Genomic DNA, 19667 nt, shown 5'->3' on the forward strand with positions numbered 1-19667 from the left:
GGAGGTCGCCGGTACCGGGGGGATGGCATGAAGGTGGATTCGGCGCAGCTGCGCGCATTCGCGGCGGCGACGGACGACGCGGGTGCGGCGATCGACGCGCTCGATGTGATCGGTGCGGGCGCGCGACTGTCGGGGTCCGCGACGGCCGCGGCGTGTGAGCAGGCCGCCGAGTTCGTCGAGGGCGCCTATCTGCGGGTCGCCGATCGGATGCGCGCGGTGGCGGCGATCGCGCGTGGCAACGGCGACGACTACGACGTCGCCGAGTCCGAGTTCACCGCGTCGCTGACCGGGATGGGCGGGGACGTCTGATGCCGTCGCTGCCGGAGGTCCGGTCCTGGAACACCACCGTGCTGTCCGACGCGGCCGCCCGCACGAGCGTCGCCGACGCCCGGTTCGTCGACGAACTGACGGCGATGTCGCGGTCCGTGGAACATCTGCACGAGAGCTGGTCGGATATCGCGTACGACGCCGCCCTCGATCGGGTCGACACGGAACGGTCTGCGGGACAGTCTCTCTCGAACAAGGTTCGCGAGCTGGCCGCGCTCCTCGACGGTGCGGCCACGCGGCTGTACTGGGCGCGGGATGCCGCGTTGGCGCGGGTGGCAGCCGCGCATGCCGACGGCTGCGTCGTGCTCGACGACTGGTCCGTCGTCGGTGACGCGTCACCGGAAGTGCTGGACGCCCATCACGTCGCCGTCGCCGCGGCCGCGGAATATCTCGTGCGGGAGGACACCGAGGTGGCGCGCCTGATCGAGGAGGCGGCGCAGCGTATCCGGGTGTGCGGGGACCGGATCGGTTCCGGCGACGACCCGTCCGAGCCGATCCTGGACGGGGCTGCCCGGCTCGGTCACGAGGACGGTTCCGCGCTCGCCGTCGCGGCCGCCGGATACTGGGACACTGCGGTGCTCGACCGGATCGCCGGCCAACTGCCGGCACAGGGGCTGACCGCGACGGAACTCGAGATGCTGGCGTCCGGCGGCCAGGTCGACACCCTGCCGCAATCGGTGCGCGACTATTACATCGAGTTGTATCGGGCGGCCGGCAAGGACGGGATCCTGGCGCTCGGGGATCGTCTGCGCGCCCAGGAGGCCGGCGGCGACCCTGGCGCCGCACCGGCCCTGAACTCGCTGGCCAACGGCCTGATGGTGGTGTCGAACGAGAACATCGGCAGCGGGCACAACCCGGACGGGTCGCTGCGCTCCCCCGGTTCCTACGACCAGCTGTCGGCGGATCTGCGGGAGCTGATCTCGACGCGCACTCACGGCGCCGACGCCAACGCGATCCACTACCCCGGTGAGTCGGGTGCGCTGGCGGACGAGTACCGCTTCCACGAGGACACCCGACGACTCGGGGCGCTACTGAAGGAGTCGGAGCCGGGCTACGCGCCGGGCACCGAATTGGCGCGGGAACTGACCCGTCAAGCATCGAATCTTGCAGAGGGAACCGTGCTTTCGGGTGCGGCACCGGAGTCGGTGGAGCAGCCGATGCGGGACTATCTCGAGGTGTCGCAGCGCAATCACGAGGCGATCACCCAACTACTGACCGGGGAAGGTTCGGAGCGGGTGCCGCTCGACGCCGGCTACAGCGCCGCGGACACCATGACGCCGCTGCTGCACTTCGACTGGGACGACGACCGCGGTGCCCCCGAGCTGTTCGGCTGGATCGGCGAGAACGCGGTGCCGGGACCGGAGGTGGGTGTTGCACAGTCGGAGCAGGCCGGGCGGGCCGCGACCGGGCTGATCTCCCTGCTCACCGGCGACGCGACCGGAGGGTTCGAGTCGATGATGAATCTGCCGGGCCAGGACGGGCGTTCGCTCGGCGAGGTCAATCCGGCGCTGACCCAGCAGATCGCGCAGTCCGTCACCCCGTACCTGGGGGATCTGGCGACCGGGCCGGAACTGCAGACCCACGGCTTCGATCGCGAAGCAGCGGTCGGCGAGGGCGGGGACATCCGCTCGATCCGGTTGGCCACGCTGATGAACACCGATCCGACGGCGTCCGCGCTGTTCAACGGCGGCATCGTCAACCTCACCAACGACTATGCCGGACGCTTCGGTGAACTTCACGGCGAATCCACCGTCATCCGCTACCAGTTCGGGGAAGCGAGCGGACGCCTCCTCGGCTACATGGACCAAGGACTGCGCGCCGAAGCCTACGATCGCGGCCTCGACGACACCGCCGCCGCCGAACAAGCCGCCGGCAGAACGAAACTCGCCATCGACGTCGCCACCAAAACCATCGTCGGACTCGGTGGGCCGGTGACCATCCCCCTCGACGTCGCGTCGTCGGTGGTGCAGGCGGGGATCACGTCGGAGAGGCTCACCCTCGGCGCCGAGTCGTTTCATGTGGATGCCGACGAATTGGGGGCACAGCGCTCCTATCGCATGCTCGAAGCGGTCGTGACGAAGAACCCCGGCATCCTCCTGCCGGGGCTCGACGGTCAGCGGGGTATTCCCGAAGAACTGCTCGACGGCGATCGTCTGCGGCCGTACTCCATGCTCGCTCAGCACGGTGATGCAAGTTCCATGGGGGCGTTCGTACGAACGTCGGCGGAAGAGATCCTCCGACGGAACGGTCTCGAAATCGAACGGTTCGATCTGCCGTTGAACAGTGCGCGGGACAATCTGTCGGGCTACACAACCGACGAAGCGCACTATCGCAGTCTGATCCTCGGCGAGGCTCACCGATGACCAGACAAGCTCGAGTCATCGGAGCGTTGACACTGACGGTGGTCGCGGCCTTGGCCGCATGTACGCGGGACCATCCAGTCGACGCACCCACACAACTTCCCTGGGCCGTCTCCTTCCGGTGGGAGACCAGGCCCGGCTTCGATCTGGACTCCCCTGCCGCACAAGTCGTCCGTGCAGCGGTGGAGAGCAACGAGATCGAGAAGTCGATCGGACGGCGATACACATATCCCGGCTATGCGGAAGCGGGGACTGCCGGAATCGGTGTCCTCGGTGGCGCGATCCCACTGCATCCCCGGACCGGATCGATCGGCACGATGCCGATGAAACTCGTCGTGCAGCAGGAGTCACCCGATTTCATCGACGCGGTCGTGTGCTCCGACTTGACCCGCGCGACGAATCTCCGCGACGGGCTGTATCCACTTCCCCCGTCTGGAGCCACCTTCGCGCTGGCCAGCTACCGACTGATAGCCCAGCGAGGACCGCGCGCCACGCCGCTATCGGACGCCCCTTCCGTCAATGTTCTGCAACCGCAACCGAGCCATGACCTGATCGGACCCGTGGGGCGCGCCGCGGCACCTACAACCGACGTGTTCAAGGGTTGGACACTCACCGAGTTCACGATGAGCGCCTCACCCGAAGTCCGCGACCCCTGCCTCGCATGGGCCGAACAACGTTGGGGCGGAACGAACCCGCCGGCACCGACACGGACAGAAGTTGAACCGCCGGTGATCGAACCGTTCTATCCGGGATGGTGAGCGTGAGAAGGACAGCCGAGTCCGAAACCGAGCCTCCGAAGCCGAGCATGCACACCACGAGATTGATCGCCACTCGACTCCGCATGGGAGGTGTCTGCGCGCTGACGCTGGCAACCGCGTGCGCCGAGACAATCCCGGTCGACAGCAGCCCCGACCTGCTGTGGGCGGAATCGTTCCGGTGGGAGAGCACGCCGGGCATCGAGCTCGAGTCACCGACTGCGGCGGTCGTTCGTGCTGCCGTCGAGAGCGACGCGATCACGTTGTCACTCGGACGCAAATACGCCTACCCGGGCTACGCCGACGCCGCAGGCGACCACGGCACGTCTCGGTACAAGTGGCCTGCAGGCGCTATCGGAACGCTCGCGATGAACCTCATCGAACTCGAGCAGTCACCGAACAGCCTCTCGGCCTTCGTGTGCATCGACACGACGGGCATCGCCTCTCCCGAGGAAGGTCGATACCCGTTGCCTGCTACGGACCCGTTCTATGTGCTGCACGCCTATCGGATCAGCGCTCAGCGTGACCACACCATGCCCGACGCAGCACCTCCGACGGAGGTGAGCACACCGGCCACGGCGACAACATTGCCGGGCCCACCCGGACGCAACTTCCGTCCCACCGAAAACGTCTTCGACAACTGGGAACTCACCGAGTTCGCGATGAGTGCCGCACCCGAAGACATCCAGCGCTGCCGGCCGTGGGCCAAACAACGCTGGGGCGGACCGAACCCTCCGGTGCCGACACGCACCGAGGCGGAACCGCCGGTGGTCGAACCGTTCCATCCGGGATGGTGAGCCGGCCGGCGGGATAGGTTCGCGACCATGGCGAATCTCATCTTCGGTGGTGCCGGCAGCTATCGGGAAACCGAGGAGGCGCTGTCTCGGTTGGCTGCCAGGATTTCCGAGGCGGTGTCGGAAGTGCAGGCCGCGCTGCACATCGGGTGGTCCGGCAACACAAACGAAATCCTGCAGGGCACCTTGGAACGGACTCTCACGGCAGCCGCCCGGCTTGTCGAGGCGATCCAGATTGCGACCGCCTACATCGGCGCTCAGACCGCCAGCCTCGACGTCGTCGGGGCCAGCGGCGCGTTCTTCTGACCCTGCCGGTCACGCCGACCATCAGCGGGTCGGCGCCGGGTTCCGTTCCGCGAGTTCGTTGATCCGCCTGAGCAGGACGGCGGTCGCTTCCGCACGCCACGCATCGTTCTTCAAGCGAGAACGTACGGACACGCTCAAGCCGGCCTTCAAGCCGTCGGATCTGGTTATGGACTTCGCGTCTCGGCTGGTCACCGACGCGCTGTCGACGCCTTCCGGGAGGTGTAACGTCCACCACCCACTGTTCCGCAGGGCCACCCACGGGTCGATCGGGTCCGGCGGCGAGTCCGCGACGGCGAACGGCGCCAGGTAGTCGGCCAATTCTTTGCGAACCTCCGAGAATGCCGCGGGTCCGGGTGACCGCCGGTCCCGGACGACGGCCCACAGCAGTACGACGTACTTGTAGGCCGCGCTCCGACCGTTACCGGTGAACACTCGGGTGTTCGCTTCGAGTTCCCAGAGCAGTCCACCGCTCGCACCCTTGGCACCGTGGTCGACCACGAATCCTAACCTCGACAGGCATTCTGCGACGGTGGCGAGACCGCCCGAGAAGCCGGTGTTGTCGACGAAGTCACCCGTTGCGTAGCCGTGTGCGACACCGACGATGGCCTTCGAGTCGTAGAATCGGCCTTCGTGCACCAGTCGATAGTTCTTCGCCTGCGCGAAGCCTCTCCGCTGTAGGAATGCCGCCCGGCCGAGGGTGTCGGACTCGGCGATGGCGTCGAGGACGGATCGGTGAGTCAGGGCAGAGAGGTCGGCCTTCGGGGTCACGACAGGGACTGTAGCCGGCGATTCATCTCCACCGGCAATAGCCCCGCCCGCCGCAACTCACCTCCAGATCTGGGTACCAGAGGTGAGCTGCGCTGCGCTCACATCCAGTTCGAAAAGTAGCCGGGCACTCCCTTCGCTTCGTCTCCGACCAACATCGCCCGGTCCAGGAAGCCGTTCATGTGCTCGCAGCTCGTTTCCGGAAGCAGCACGCATGCATGGCACGCTGCCATGTTCACGCTGCCGGCACCGCTGGCCTCCGTCTCCATGCACAGCGGATCGTTCGAGCACCACTCCGCCCGGGCCAGTGCGGACCGGAGCGTGCGGGCGAGCTTGTCCGGCTCGCCTTGTGCCACGATTCCGCCGAGGCTCCCTGCGGAGTCGCTGGTGGCCGTATAAATCAGCATGCCCGCCATGCCACCGTCAACGTAGAGTCGCTCCCGTAGTGCTGACGCAGGGTAGCCGGCGTCAAGGCTCCACTCGTTGATCAGTGCATGGGCCAGCGTGTGCAGCAAGAGCAGCCTGGGGGTCACATGGGACTCCACGGTCTTGCCGTCCTTGCTCCGTCGAGTTACCCCACGGTCACGCAGCAGCGCGCTGTGATTCGCGCGCACCTTCTCCCCGCGTTCGATCACTGCAGGTTCCGACTCCCACTTTGCGAGTCGGTCCGCGTCGAGTCGAAGAAACACTCCCTCGCCACTGACTTCCATCGCCGGCAGCCACTCGGGATCGTCTTTGTTGCTGAGCTTCGCTTGTCGCTGGTCCGAGTCGGCTTCGGTCGGCGCCTCACCACGGACAAACGACGACAGTACCCGGACCTCGCGCAGACGCTTGACCAACATGCTGTCTCGAAGTCCGAGTTCTCGGATCGGCGCCAGGTCGGCGTCCGGGGTTTCGCACACGAACGGCTGCCACTCCGCGACGTGCACTTCGGGTCGACCTCGGACCAGTGCCTCGTATTCGTCTTGGCGAAGCTTGGAGCCGGCCTTCACCGTCGGGACGTCGCCCTCTTCCTGCGGCGACTCAGCCTCCTCGAACGCCTTTACGACGTCGATCACGTCTTCGACGGATGCCTTGAGTTTCGTCAGCAACCCGGCACGGTCCTTGAAGTAGAAGCGAACGTAATCCTCCGGCGCGCCGATCAGCTTGTGTTGTTCGACGAGTGCGTAGATTCCTTCACCCCACGGCGGGATCGACAGGGCACTGTTCATGATCGGATGCCATGCCGACGAGGATCCTCGTTGCATCGCGCGGGGCGGCTGATCGCAGAGCTCGGGCACTGCGCCCCTGAGCCATGGACGCTTACCCTCGCACCGGATACCGAGGTCTTTCAATGCCTTCGAGCGGAATGCGCCCTCCATCGATACTTCGGGAACTCCGCAGTCGCACCGCACAACCACCGACCGCAGCGAGGCGGTGCTGCCGTCCGTATGCAGCGACAGATTTCCGCCACACTTACCGCCCTCCCGCTCGACGCCGCGGTGAACCCACTTCCAGAAGGGAAAGTCCTCGATATGCCCGTGATTGCAGGCCATGACGAACCGTGACGGCACCAAATCCTCGACACATTCGCCACACCGCGCCATGCCCTTGTCCGAGTTGAACTTGAAGAACAGCTGCAGCGCCTTACATTTCGGACACGAATAGAACTCAGGGAAACGGTGGACGACGACACCTCCGGTCCCGAGGTCTAGGTCCGGCGCCGGCGGTAGCCGGAACGCCTTGACACCCAGGATCTGCGCAAGGCGTCGTTCGTAGACCAACGGCGCCTCACCGATATCCCACGAGTCGATTCCCGCGACGATGAACGACTCGTTGTCGATCGCAATCATCGAACCCACCCCATAGGTGGTGACGAGTTGTGAGCGTCGTACGGCGCCAGGCTTGCGGGCCACGACCGGCGTCGGGGCCTCGATACCGCGCCGACGACGAGGGTTATTTCGGGGCGTCATCGGGCAACTCCTGACCGGTTGTTCTGCAAGAACAGGGTTGATTCGGCATCGACGTCACGGAGGCTCCACAGGGTTGCCCATCCGGTCGCGTCCTCGGACTCATCGTCGAATCCGATCAGCAGCGAGCGTCGGTTCGATCCGCGTTTCGTGGCGTAGCAGAGATCGGGGTAGTCGTCCGCCTCCGCAACCCACTCGTCGACGAAATCGCGACAGTGCGCCTCGGTGGCCGCTAGTTCCTGCTTGCCGGCGCCCTGGACGCGGTCGAGAATCATCGGAATGATCGTAGACCTGATCTCGTCGACGAAATCGTCGATCCGCCCTGCGGCATCGTTGTCCACTGCTGCGGGAATCAACAGGCGGGTCAACGCGACGATCACCGCGTGCAGGCCGCGGTCTCGTGCGCGTGCCGAAAACGGTGTGACGCTGGTCGATTCCACCTCACGGTAGAGCGCAGAATGGAAGCTGGGAAACTTCTCGTAATGCGAGCGATCCCGCGAGCGCGCCGAGTTGAACATGACTGCAACAAGTCCCGGATGACGGCGGCCGACACGGCTGGTGGCCTGGATGTACTCGGCCGTGGTCTGCGGCTGCCCCATAACAGCCATCAGCCCGAGTCGGTCGATGTCGACGCCCACCGAGATCATATTCGTGGCCAGGAGCACGTCGAGCGTCTCCGAGTCCGGGAGAGCGATGTCGAGTTGCTTGAGGCGGGTCGGGATCTGGCTCGAGTCGGCGCGGCTGCTGAGTTCGACAAGCGCGGTTGCCGAACGGACACCGGTTGAGTTGGCCTTACCGAGGAGTTCGAGTCGATCCTGCACGTCGTCGAGAACCTGCAGTTCGGCTGCGGAGAGCAGTCGGAGGCTGTTGAAGTAGCCGACCAGAGTCCAGTACGCGTCCAGCACCGCGGGGTCCGCCTCATCGAGGTTGACCTGGGCGGCGTTGAGCAGAGCCGCATAGGTGCGGACGAGAAGTGTCGCCTGACTGCCGTTGGGAGTGAACAGTCCGACATACCTGCGTGACGCCTTGTCCTCTCGGGGCGTCTCGACTGCGAACCAGGAGTCACGGGAGTCAAGGCCCGCCGGCGGGAACTGAGCCACCTCCCGGTCGAAGAGTGCACCGACCTGGTCCGACGCTCGGCGGATCGTCGCGGTGGACGCAATTACCTTGGGCTGATTCGACAGCATGTCGATCGCGGTCTCGTACAGGCCTGTGAGGGTTCCGAGCGGGCCCGAGATCAGATGCAGCTCGTCCTGGACGATCAGCTCCGGCGGAGCAACGCCTGCCAGGTCGCGATTGAAGAGCGCTCCGGTTGCCGGGCGCCATGGCATCGAGGCGAACTTGTCGACGGTTGCGATGACGAGTGTCGGGTGCGCGTCGTAGACGGCCTCGTCTACGAGGTGAACTGGAATTCCGTTGCCAGAGTGGAAGTCGCAGTTGACATTCGGACAAGTCACGAACATCCGACTCAGCTCGGGTCGAACCGTGTAGTTGGTCGCGTCGAGTGGGTCGCCGCACCACGGGCACCCCTTCAGCTGGACGGGGTTCTCGCGTTGCAGCGACTTCTGTGGGTTGTTCCGCAGCTCGTCGAGCCTGACCTCTGCTGCGGCGAGCAGGTTCGGCGTCGCCGACTTCCCCACCCACATACCGATCGAGACAGGTACGTCGCCGAGATCGCCGCGCTCCGAACGGATCTTCTCCATCGCACAGATCAAGACCGTCGCCCGCTCGAACTGCTGGAGTGTCAGGAGCCGGAGCGTGTAACGCATCAACACGGTGACACCGGAGCCCTCGTCGCCCCCGCGGAGACGCCGAAGGAAAACCGTGAAAGCGATCAGTCCGAGGTACGCCTCGGTCTTTCCACCACCGGTCGGGAACCACAGCAGGTCTGCGGTCTTCCGATCCTTGTGTTCGGGGTCCACGATTCCCTCGAGACACAGCAGCATGAACGCGATCTGGAACGGCCGCCAGCGTCCGCTGGTCGTATCGACGTCTCCGGTACGTCCGCCCTTGATCCACGCGCTGCGCGCACGTTGACGAGCCATCGCCTCGTTCGCGAGCTGGAAAGCGTCGAAGATCTCCGGTCGGCCGGTGTCGGCGAGAAGTGCCACACCGCGACGCATTCGGGCGAGCGATTCGCCACAGAGCTGGATCTGCTCGTCCGCTACCTTCTTGTAATCGCTGTCCGCGAGTGAGGTCGCATCCTCTCGGCGTTCCGCGATCCACGCCTCGTAACCGTCGAGCAGTCGCGTGAGCGTGTCGACCACTTCGTCCCGGCTACCACCGGCAATGCCTGCCATACCGAGCGCCCGGTCGTCGATATCCGGATTCGAGTCGGTCAGCAGGACATCATGAGTCGGCATGAAATCGGTCCGAACGGAGCCGACCGCTGCTCGAACCGGCAATGCCTCCCGCACTGCCGGAGGATTCCATTCCCAGGCCACCGAACAACCGTGGCCAACCGCGAAGGACGGGGCATGCCGATGCAGAAGTCGGCTCAGGGCCTGTTCGTCGTCGACGGCGTCAGCTCCGGCGTCGCGCTCGACGAACGGCGCGGTCCCGTCCGGCCCTGTCACGACGATCTCCGGCTGGAAGAAGCAGGATGCGTCCTGCAAGTCGAATTCACCGGTACGGAGGGTGTTCACGATAGTGACCGTGACGGTAACGACGCCGGCGCGGTCCGCGACGCGGACCAATGTCCGTAGTTCCAGTCCTGGACACAGCGTCACCGGCGGCTGCATCCCCGGAGCCCCGATATCGATCGATACCGGTTCGCATTCCATGGGGGCGCGCCGCCAGCGTTCCCGCTGCTGTCCTGTAGCCCGGGCTTCGCTGCGCGTAGGTTCGACCGGTAGCCCGTTCTCGTCCTCGGGTGCGTACTGCGCAGCACGTACAACAATCTGGACGGTGGTCGTGACGTCCGACGCCACGCCGAAGGTCAGGCCCATAGACGACGGCTTCCGCCGATTGGTAAGTGCAACACCGAGGTCGGATTCACCCTGCTCCCCGTCGTCACCACGAACGATGTCCGGTGTTGCGTCGTCGCCACGCTCGTCGGCATCGGTCAGAACCGGAACGTCCTCACCGACGTGAGGAAAGAGCACACCCACCAGGTAGGCCGTGACAGGCGCATCGTTGGCAAGCACCTCGTACGGTCCGTCCTGCGGGCCGAGGAGGTCGGCCCGCAATGCGTTTCTGATCTCGGATCGCAGCGCATAGTGTGCGCTGTGGTCGGTCCTGGTCACGCGGTGGTACCGCCTTCCTCAGTAGTGTCGCTCCACACGAATCGTCCCAATCCGCACAGGCGCGGTGCGATCCATACTCCTCGGTCGCCGAGGCCGCTTCGTTCGGCCACGGCCTGCGAGCCGGCCACGGTCTCCACAAGATCGACGCGCAGGCCTGTGATCCGCTGGGGCCAGCGATTCACTTCCTTACCGCGGCTGGTCTTGAGGAGGCGCCAGAGGTCGCCGCGGAACCGGGCCGACATCTCACCGATCGGGCGACCATCGTGGAAGATGCCGTACGGCGGGGTCTCAACGTCGGACAGCGGTAGATCATGTGTTCGCCGAAGGTCCACCGCGTCGTCAAACCGGACACTTTCCCGCAGGTACCGCTGTGTATCGACCGGGTCTATGACCGGCTCACGCACCCCGCCCGGGGCTTCGTGGCACACGTCGAACTCTGCAGCCTCGATACCGTTGCGCATCCACCGTTCACGTCCTCCCAGGTACCAACGGTTGACGGGCATCGACGTGCGGGTCGCCTTCCTCAGCGTCCACGGCTTCTCGATCTCGATCCGGTACAGGTCGTCCCGCGGTCGGGTCATCGCAACGTAGAGCAGACGTGCTTCGGCCGGAGGATCTGCCTCTCTCACTGCCGAACTCGACAGAGGCTCCGGTTCTGCAATGAACACCCGGTCGAATTCGAGTCCCTTCGCGCGGTGCACTGTCGACAAGGTGAGGGGATGAGCATCGACGGCGGTCACCTCGTCGGGCACGCGCCCCTCGGCAACTGCTCGCCGAAGCGCATCGAGATCGAGTCGATTGCCGGGGCTCTGCGCGACACGACGCAGCGAACGCCAGATCCGTGTCGGCTCGCCCGTCACGTCCGGCAACCCGCCAGCGATCTCGAGAAAACGCTCCTCAGTGATGGTCGCGGAACTACTCGACAGCAACAGATCGGCGATCCATGCCGGCACCGGTCGGGTTCGGGGAGAACGCTGGATGCGGTGCCGCACACCATGATCGTTCAGCTTCTCGGAGAGAGACAGGACCTGTCCGTTGTCGCGACACAGGACCGCGGTCGTGACTACCGATAGCCGTAGTGATTCCTGAAAGAGCGGATCACTGACGTCCCCGAAACCAGGCGCATCCTCAAGCAGTGCACGTAGTGCGTCGTGGATTCGCGATGCTGCATCGTTCGCGGCCGCAGAATCGGTCGGCAGGTTCTGCAGTTCCACACCGAACGGGAGTGCGACCCTCGCTTCGGGCGTGCGGGCCCGGAAGTTGTCATCGAGGGTGATCTCGACAAGATCGTCCGCATAGGAAGCGCGGACCCAGTCGAAGAACCGGTTCGTCTCCGCTGCACGCTCTTCCACGTCTTCCACCTGGAATCCGTAGATGGACTGTGCGGCATCGCCCACCACGGTGAAACCGCAGTTGTCGGCGAAGCGGTCCAGCAGGGCCTCTACCATCTCGCGTCGCACACCGACGAGGTCCTGAACCTCGTCGATCACTACGTGCGCCGGTGGGCCCTGTTCGAACGACTCGACCACGCCGGCGTCGATGGCATCGATGGCCATCTCGATCCGCTGGTCGAAGCTCGCCCCTGCCAGGTCGTCACGTTCGGGATCCATCTGCCGCAGCAGCGCCAGTGCCCATCCGTCGAAGGTCTGGGCCCGTACCCGACGCGCAGACACGGCCAGCCGGTCGACACGGTTGCGGAGTTCACGTACCGCGGCACGCGAGAAACTGAGCACCAGGATCTCTGACGCGTCGAGTTCCTCGGCCGATGTGAGGTACTCGAGCCGGTAGGTGAGCGTGGTGGTCTTTCCCGCGCCGGCACCCGCTGTCACCAGGGTCCTTGCATCCCAAGGCTGTTCGACGACACTCTGCTGACTCGGTGTGAGGGCCAGGTCGCTTCCCATGGGGATCGTCATCGCTTGTCCTTCTGCCACAGGTATTCGAACTCGGTGAACGCAAGACTGTTGTCGAAGTTCGTGATGTTGTCCCGAACATCGAGGATGAGGCAGCTGTCCTTACCGCCGTTCTTGACGCCACGCAACCCTCGGCCGACCATCTGCTGGTAGACGTTCGCGCTGTAGACGGGTCGCGCGATCAGGACGGCGCGGGTCGCCGGCGCGTCGAATCCCTGCGACAGCACACCGTAGTTCGTGATGACACGGATATCACCCCTGCGAAAGGCGTCGATGCGCTGACGGCGGTCACCGGGTGGTGTCGCCGAATCGATCGCGACCGAGCGGATCCCGCGGTCCCCGAGTTTGGCCGCCAACAGTTTGGCGTGATCGACCGAGGTCGCGAACACCAGGACCGGCCAGTCGGACGGGAGGGCCGCGATCTCCTCGATCAGCACCTTGTTGCGGTTGTCGTCTTCCGCGAGACGCCGTTCGGCACTCTTCGGCAGGAAGCCGTTCAGCTTCTCGACCTCGGCAAGTTCGTGCTTCTGCAGCTCCATATCGGCACCTGCGAGTTCGCGATGTTCGACGGTCGAGAGGATTCCCAGTTCCTGCAGTCGGGTGATCGGCGCGTTTCCGAGGACGCCGTCGTCTAGACGGTGGTCTCCGAAGCGCTGTACCAGGCGGCGGGTCAGGTCTGCGTCGTTGCGGAACGGGGTGGCTGTCAGACCGACCAGGTGCCGCGATGTGATCCGATGGGTCATACCCATCGACTCGAAGATCTGGGTGTACTGCTTGGCGATGGCGACGTGCGCCTCGTCGACGATCACCAGCGACGCTTCACGAAGCCACGCGTAGTCGTCATCGTCGAGACACGATCGCAGCTTCGCGTCGGTGGCCACCACGAGATGCGGGCGTCCGGTGACGGGGGTCGCGGAGTTGTTTGTCCACAAGCGGTCGATGACGAGCTCATGATCCGCACCGACCTTCTCCCACACGAACTTCCACGATTGCACTGCCTGCTCGCAGAGTTCGGTGGTCTGTGCAATCCAGAGCACCGGTCCAGCCGGCGTTCCCGACCCGCGAATCCAACGGATCACTCCCTCCGCCGCTACACGCGTCTTCCCGGCACCGGTGGGAAGACTGAGCATCGCCCGCCGCGGCCTGGGGCTACACAGCAGCTCGACGAAGCGGCTCGCGATCCGCTCCTGGTACGGATGCAGAGACGGGAAGTCAGTCGGCCCCGACGCAACCTCCCGTTCCGGAGGCGCAGGAATCCGAGTACCGGCGAAGGAATCGGGGAACCGCAGGTCGGCAACGAAGCGCAAAGCTGCCGAGCCACCGTCGAATCGTGCCGGCGCCTCGGGGAATCGCGCCCTGATCTCGCTGGCATACGTCTTCAACACCCCATCGTCGTTGGCGTTGTAGGCCAACTCGGAGAGCCGTGACGCGTCCGGTTCCTGTCCGGTCTCGTGGAGTTCGCTTTCCACGAGACCCGCCGGCAAGCCCTGCCGAAGCTCGTCTTCTCCGAGCATGAGCGCCAACTTCTCCGGAATCGAAGACGCCGACCGGATCTTCTGCACCTTCGCCTTGAAGGCCTGATCCTCGAGACGCCGCCGGTAGGCGTCGAGAACGCTCCGGCATCCGTCAGCGCCAAGCCCGAACCCGAACTCTCGGTCAGCAAGGATCAACGCTTGCTCATCGGTGACACTCACCGGAACGAATACGGTGTTCTCCTCACGCGCACTCTCCAGCGGTGTCAGCCGGGTACCGTTCGGGGTTCGCACCACTTCCTCGAGCTCGCTACACCGCTGCAGAACGAGCCCGTTGAGCGGTGCTGTACCGAGCCTGACCCGAAGCGCCGGATACGCATCGGCGATCGCCATCGCGGATCCTGCCGGCACGGTTCTCACTTGCTTCTCGATGACGTCGTCAATTGTGGACATCCCCCACTCGTCGATCATGACGTCGATCTCCGCAGCATCCTGCGGATTGTCGACGAGGATCGCCGGATGGTTCTCGCGGATCAGTTCGTCGTACTCAGTACGGGACTTCGCGACGGCGATCTCGCTGTCCTGCCGCAGCTCCCAGATGTCTCCGACGCGGCACCGGACGGTCTCTTCTTCCACGACCAGGTCGTAGGCCACCCGAATGAGCAACGCATAGGTTCGACCGACGAACGCATCGTCCGTGCTCTTCTTCAGTGCCTCGAGCAGAGCAACCCACCGTGACGAAGCGACCTCGTCGACACTCGACGGCAGCTTCAGCTTCTGTGCCTTCACTGCGCTGATCTCGGCAACCGGCAGCACTTCTGCATACTCGCGGAGCTGAGGTCCGACCGCCTCGTCGAGCGTGCGAAGCCCCAGCGATGTTCGCACGACGCCATGGGTGCGCAGGAGCCACCGGATCGGAGAGATGATCTGCGCGCGCGTGTTCGCGGACTTACCGATCTGCCGTGTCCAGTTCTCGACGAGACCGTCCTCCGGAAGCACGGCGAGGAAGGCCGCGCGGCCTTCTTCCGACAGCTGTTTGAACAGATGCAGTGGGCCGGCCATCACACCGCCGTCCAGTTGGACAGTCCCCGGGTTGACACGTCGATCGGTCGCCGCCAGTCCCGAGCAGTACTGGTCGTACATCGCCCGATGGTAGGCCTCGAACCATCCGTCCTGGTCGGGCTTGTAGGACGAATCGGGGCGGTCGGAAACCCCGAAGCTCCGCAGGATCGATCGATCGTTGGCATGGAAGGCCATGTCGACGGTGACATGACCGTCACGGGAACCGTCGGCCGGCACCACCGGGCCCGGCAGCATGGCGGATTTGAGTGGAACGAACTTGCCCGCAACCGTCCTGACGTGCAACGTCGTGGCTAGGTTCGGGATACGCGTCCGGATCGCACTCGACTGGATCGACCCTCCTGCACTGTTGAGCAATTCCCAGAATCGCATCCAGGATTGATCCGTGTATCCCTCGAAACCCTGGTCCAGGACGCTGTGGAACCGCCCTTCGGTGTCGGATTCCCGGATGCCCAACCGGTCCAGCAACGGCGCCATGGCGGGGTCGTTCGAGATGCGACTGTCGACATAGACCAGGTCGTCTCGGAGCCCGTCGTCACCGGATCGCCGAAACACGCTTCCTGCGGCCGGGGGCACCATCTTCCCCGAGTCCGTCAACACGATTCGCGCGGTCCGCGCGTCCGCAGCTTCGGCTGCGTTGTCAGATCCTGAGAGATCGTGGGCGAGTAGGTGCGCCAGGACTCGAATCGCTGCCGCGGATGCCTCGACGGTGCAGTCCTCGACAAGAGCCTCGAGCCACGCACGCACCGACTCAGACTCCTTGCACGACGCTGCAGCAAGGATGTGGTTCATCTTGCCTCGACGAGCAACCGAGCCCTCGACGGAGTGGTGAACCCAGTTCGACGGCCGACCGGAGTACTCCCGCCACAAAGCGAGCGCGCCCGGCGACAACTTCTCCCGATGAATACGCAGTTCGGTCGGCAGCGTCAGCACGCCGTTCTGGTCCGGGAGCGACGGGCTCTTGGCAGCCAGCGCCCAGATCTGCTCGGTGAGGTACTTGCACGCCCAGTTCGGTGACTCCCGCGGCCGCCCCGGCAGCAACGGCAGATACGCCGCAGGATCCGACGGGTCCACCAAATCCTCGAGCGACCCGACCACCAAGCGGGCCGCCACACGGAGCAGCTCCCCGTTGAGATCACTGCTGTCCAAAAGGTTTTGACGATCTTCATTGGTCTTCCACGCCGCATTGAGCGCACCACTGAGCGTGGTCGGATACTTGGTAGGGAAGTACGACCAGAAGGTGCCGCGATCGTTGGGCACGGCCAGGAAGTCGGAGCCATCCGAACGCGTGTAGTCGGGAACCGCCCACGAGACGTCGATCGTCACTCGATCATGAAGTTCACCCGCACCTTGGCGAATTTCGTCCGGGACCTGGTGCGGGAGTGTAAACACGCGGTACTTCTCGGAAGTGGTACTCGCCCCTGTCCGCGACTGCCTGATCTCTCGAATGCCGTCCTTCACGTGCACCAGGATCTCGCGGCGCACACGGACCGCCCGCCGGTCCTCGAGCAGGACAGTTCCCACGTGAGGCGAGAACAGCTGGAACAGGTGTGGAAATTCCTGACCTGCCAAGTCGTTACGGGCTCCGGTGCTCTGAATGTCCCGACCGAGCCGCTCCGCGGCCCCCGGCAACAGTGGTAGACGAACAACCGTACTGGCCCAACGCAACAGTGAATCCAGTTCGGCGTCGACCGAGCGCTCGACCTCTGCGTCGAGCTGCCGAGCCATTCGAAGCACGGGGGTTTCACCGATACTGTCGAGCGGCCACTCTCCACGCTGTACCCGCGCCTTGTTCACCGCGGCCAAGATCTCGGCGGCCGACCAATCTGCGTCGAATCCGAACGACCCCGTCGCACTGAAGAACTGCGGCGTTCGTGTTACCGACAGTACCGATTTCACGCCGACACCGAACCGACCGATCTGTCCGGCGCGCTTCTTCGACACGCCCATCCGGAGGATCGTGTCAGCGCCTTCCGGCGTAACCGGGGTTCCCTCGTTCGCGCAATAGAGGTAGCCGTCGGTCAGAACCACGTGGATACGGCCACCTCGGTGGCCGTTCCCCCGGAGTTCGTCAGCAGCGTTCTGAACCAGCTCGAAGAGTTGCCGATCCCCGTATCCGCCCTGGTGGATACGACGTTCACCGTTGGCATCTTCTTCGATACGGTCCGGGTTGAAGGCGTAGGTGCCCAGCGCACGCTCGGACAGTTCGGCAATCTTCTGCAGCACTGGTGTGCTGTCGGCGCTACTCATGATGTGTTCCTTGGCAGGTGAAGACAACGTGAAACGAAACAACGAGGGAGTCGACGGTCATGCAGGGCGCGGCCGTTCTGCGCATGTTCGGCGTGTCAGGGTTCGCCCGCAGTGTGCGTGCCCCACGATTCACCCCCGGAATCTCGATATCGATCCATACAAAGCATGCGCAGCGCAAGCTGCACGTCTCCCCCATCACCGAACATTGTGCACCTCCCCTCCGACAAGATTGACGCATGCCCGACCAACGCCTGTCTCACGTTTGACAGGAGTAAGGCTGCCGAATCGAGGCTGATAGGCTCCGCGCGAATGCGTGTGCCCGACAGCGACCTTGGGAGTGGCAGAACGACGATGGCCCCGGAAAGAGAGGACTTCGGTCCCTGGCTCGGCAGCCAGTTGCGTCGGACGGGAATGAATCAAGCGCAGCTCGCCGACCGTCTCGACCTCACCCGTGCAGCGGTATCCGCGTGGATTACCGGAAGGGCGGAACCGCGCGACGAGATCAAGACACAGATCGCAGCTGTTCTCGACACCGACGAATCCGAGTCCACTGCCGAGGAGCACACCGTGGATACGAGCACTGGCCGCCCACTGCAGTGGCATCACCGCCCCGCCCACACCGACGGCGGCCGCGAGTACGGCAACGCCGCCGCGTTCGCCTTCAACGCCGATCTGTCCGTGCTCGCCCGTGAGGCGACCCAGAACTCCCTCGACGAACGATTCGACTCGACCGCCCCGGTACGGGTCAAGTACACCCTGCACGAGTTGACCGGACAGCATCTGGATTCATTCCGAACTGCGGTGCAGTGGGACAGCCTGGTACCGCATCTGGCAAGTGCCGCCGCGGCCGAACAAAAGGTGTCACGAAGTCTCCGCGCCGCGCTGTCCGAGCTGGACAGGCGCCAATCGCTCGTACTGCTCCGCATCGACGATTTCAACGCATCTGGACTCAACGGCCCTGAGTACGAGAACGGAAATTTCGCCGCCGTGGTCAGGCGCCAACTCGACAGCCACAAACAGGCGGCCGGGCGCGCCGGCGGTTCGTACGGCCTCGGTAAGGCCACACTTTGGGCGACAAGCAAGTTCGGCCTCGTGCTGATCAACTCGACCCTGTCGGTTCCCCACGAAGGTCGGACGGATCGTCGCGTGATCGGCCGGTTGGATCTGCCCTGGCACGAAGTCGACGGTGTTGCCTACGCCGGTCCGGCGTGGTTCGGCGAGCAGGAGACCGAACCGGCCCACGCCGGCGTCTCGCGATCCTGGTGGGCAACCGAGGCGTCCGTTCAGGATCTGCGGCTCGACCGCGGTACCGACTCGCCCGGCACGTCCTTCCTGATCGTCGGAGCTCACGATGCGTCAGGTGATGCGGAAACCATCGAGGAAATGCACGACAAACTCGTTCGATCCCTGGCTGACGGATTCTGGGCCGCGATGGTCGGCGGCAAGTCGGCTGCTCCCCTCATGGAAGCGCATGTCATGACACTCCGAAACGACACCGTGGTGGTGCCGGAAGAGCGCGTCGACCCACATGCACAGCACCCTGCCCTGAGCCGAGCTCTCCGCGCCTACCTCGACGACGACACTGTCGATGAACTGACCGCGGCAGATCAGGTTGCTCGGGTCTCCGTTCCGCTGGTGGTGACACCCCTCAAGGGACGGGGATCCGGCAAAGGCAAAGGTGTTCAGCACGACTGTGTGCTCCTGGTGACGCCTGCCGCGGAGAACGCGATAACACCCAACCGTGTCGTCTGCATGCGCGGCAACCGTATGACCATCATGGATCATCGGCCGCGCGAAATCCCGCTCGGTACTCCGCCGTTCCAGGCCGTCCTCCTCGCCGGCTATGCAACTGGCCGCGACGGCGCCGACGTTGCCGAAGCCGAGGCGTTCCTTCGAGCATCAGAGCCTCCGGAACACGACAAGTGGGATCGGACAGAGGAACTGACATCCTCGTACGAGAAGGGTGCGCTCGCCCGGTTGAAGGAGTTCCGCGCAGGTATCGACAAGGCGGTCCGCAGCCTCGTCGGCCAGCGGGAAACGGAACGGAACCGTGGTCCGAAGGTGCTTCGCGAGCTCCTCCAGCTGAGCACGACGTCGAGCGCCGGCATCAAGAGCGTCCAGGGCGCCCCCGCAGTGAAGAACGTGCAGGGCAGCGTCGACGGCACCGGCGCTTGGTCGGTCACCGTCACTGTGAAAGCACCCGGCACCGAAGATCCCTGGATCCTGACTCCTGTCGCAAAGTTCGATGTGCGGTCAGGCGGACGTCCCACGGTGCTCTGGTCCGAGCTCACTGCGGTGGAGGGGTGCCGTGTCGACGGCCCCCATCTCCTGATCGATGGCGGTGTCCGTCAAGCAGTTTTCGTCGGAGTCACCGATCCGTCCAGCCACCCGGTACAGGGCCGATTCGCCCGCATGATCGTCGAGGTCCCGAAGGCTCGCGGAGGTGCCGAGTGA

At 64.7% G+C, this 19667-nt stretch carries 11 protein-coding genes; 6 read left to right on the forward strand and 5 right to left on the reverse strand.

Annotation, left to right across the window (positions count from 1 at the left end):
- Positions 1-27 precede the first annotated feature (27 nt).
- From E0497_RS14860 to E0497_RS14880, 5 genes are all read left to right on the forward strand, one after another.
- Positions 28-309, forward strand: a complete 282-nt coding sequence (locus E0497_RS14860) for a hypothetical protein (RefSeq protein WP_137725571.1) — start codon at positions 28-30, stop codon at positions 307-309.
- Complete coding sequence (locus tag E0497_RS14865; RefSeq protein ID WP_137725572.1) at positions 309-2690, forward strand: TPR repeat domain-containing protein; 2382 nt, start codon at positions 309-311, stop codon at positions 2688-2690. The genes E0497_RS14860 and E0497_RS14865 overlap by 1 nt, the downstream gene beginning before the upstream one ends.
- A gap of 179 nt (positions 2691-2869) precedes the next feature.
- A complete protein-coding gene (locus E0497_RS14870; protein ID WP_137725573.1) occupies positions 2870-3445 on the forward strand; it encodes a hypothetical protein in 576 nt (191 codons plus the stop codon).
- Between the two features lie 83 nt (positions 3446-3528).
- The gene (locus E0497_RS14875; RefSeq protein WP_137725574.1) at positions 3529-4239 is read left to right on the forward strand and encodes a hypothetical protein; all 711 of its coding nucleotides are present in this window, start codon (positions 3529-3531) and stop codon (positions 4237-4239) included.
- A 27-nt stretch (positions 4240-4266) separates the two neighbouring features.
- Positions 4267-4542 (forward strand): hypothetical protein, encoded by a 276-nt coding sequence (locus E0497_RS14880; protein ID WP_137725575.1) that lies wholly within the window; start codon positions 4267-4269, stop codon positions 4540-4542.
- A gap of 21 nt (positions 4543-4563) precedes the next feature.
- Here E0497_RS14880 and E0497_RS14885 read toward each other — a convergent pair whose 3' ends face one another.
- From E0497_RS14885 to E0497_RS14905, 5 genes are all read right to left on the reverse strand, one after another.
- Positions 4564-5310: a ScoMcrA-related endonuclease gene (locus E0497_RS14885; RefSeq protein ID WP_137725576.1), complete on the reverse strand. Its 747-nt coding sequence runs from the start codon at positions 5308-5310 to the stop codon at positions 4564-4566.
- A gap of 98 nt (positions 5311-5408) precedes the next feature.
- Entirely contained in the window at positions 5409-7259 is a 1851-nt protein-coding gene (gene drmB / locus E0497_RS14890) for a DUF1998 domain-containing protein (RefSeq protein WP_137725577.1), read from the reverse strand.
- The gene (locus tag E0497_RS14895) at positions 7256-10501 is read right to left on the reverse strand and encodes a helicase-related protein (RefSeq protein ID WP_137725578.1); all 3246 of its coding nucleotides are present in this window, start codon (positions 10499-10501) and stop codon (positions 7256-7258) included. Before E0497_RS14895 ends, drmB begins: the two co-directional genes overlap by 4 nt.
- Entirely contained in the window at positions 10498-12414 is a 1917-nt protein-coding gene (locus tag E0497_RS14900; protein WP_137725579.1) for a UvrD-helicase domain-containing protein, read from the reverse strand. Before E0497_RS14900 ends, E0497_RS14895 begins: the two co-directional genes overlap by 4 nt.
- The gene (locus E0497_RS14905) at positions 12411-17213 is read right to left on the reverse strand and encodes a DEAD/DEAH box helicase (RefSeq protein ID WP_137725580.1); all 4803 of its coding nucleotides are present in this window, start codon (positions 17211-17213) and stop codon (positions 12411-12413) included. Before E0497_RS14905 ends, E0497_RS14900 begins: the two co-directional genes overlap by 4 nt.
- Before the next feature lie 309 nt (positions 17214-17522).
- On the opposite strand from E0497_RS14905, the gene E0497_RS14910 reads away from it, so the two are divergent.
- On the forward strand, positions 17523-19667 hold the full coding sequence (locus E0497_RS14910) for a helix-turn-helix domain-containing protein (protein ID WP_241665898.1): 2145 nt from the start codon (positions 17523-17525) through the stop codon (positions 19665-19667).

Origin of the sequence: Prescottella subtropica (assembly GCF_005434945.1) — a bacterium.
GTDB classification, from domain to species: domain Bacteria; phylum Actinomycetota; class Actinomycetes; order Mycobacteriales; family Mycobacteriaceae; genus Prescottella; species Prescottella subtropica.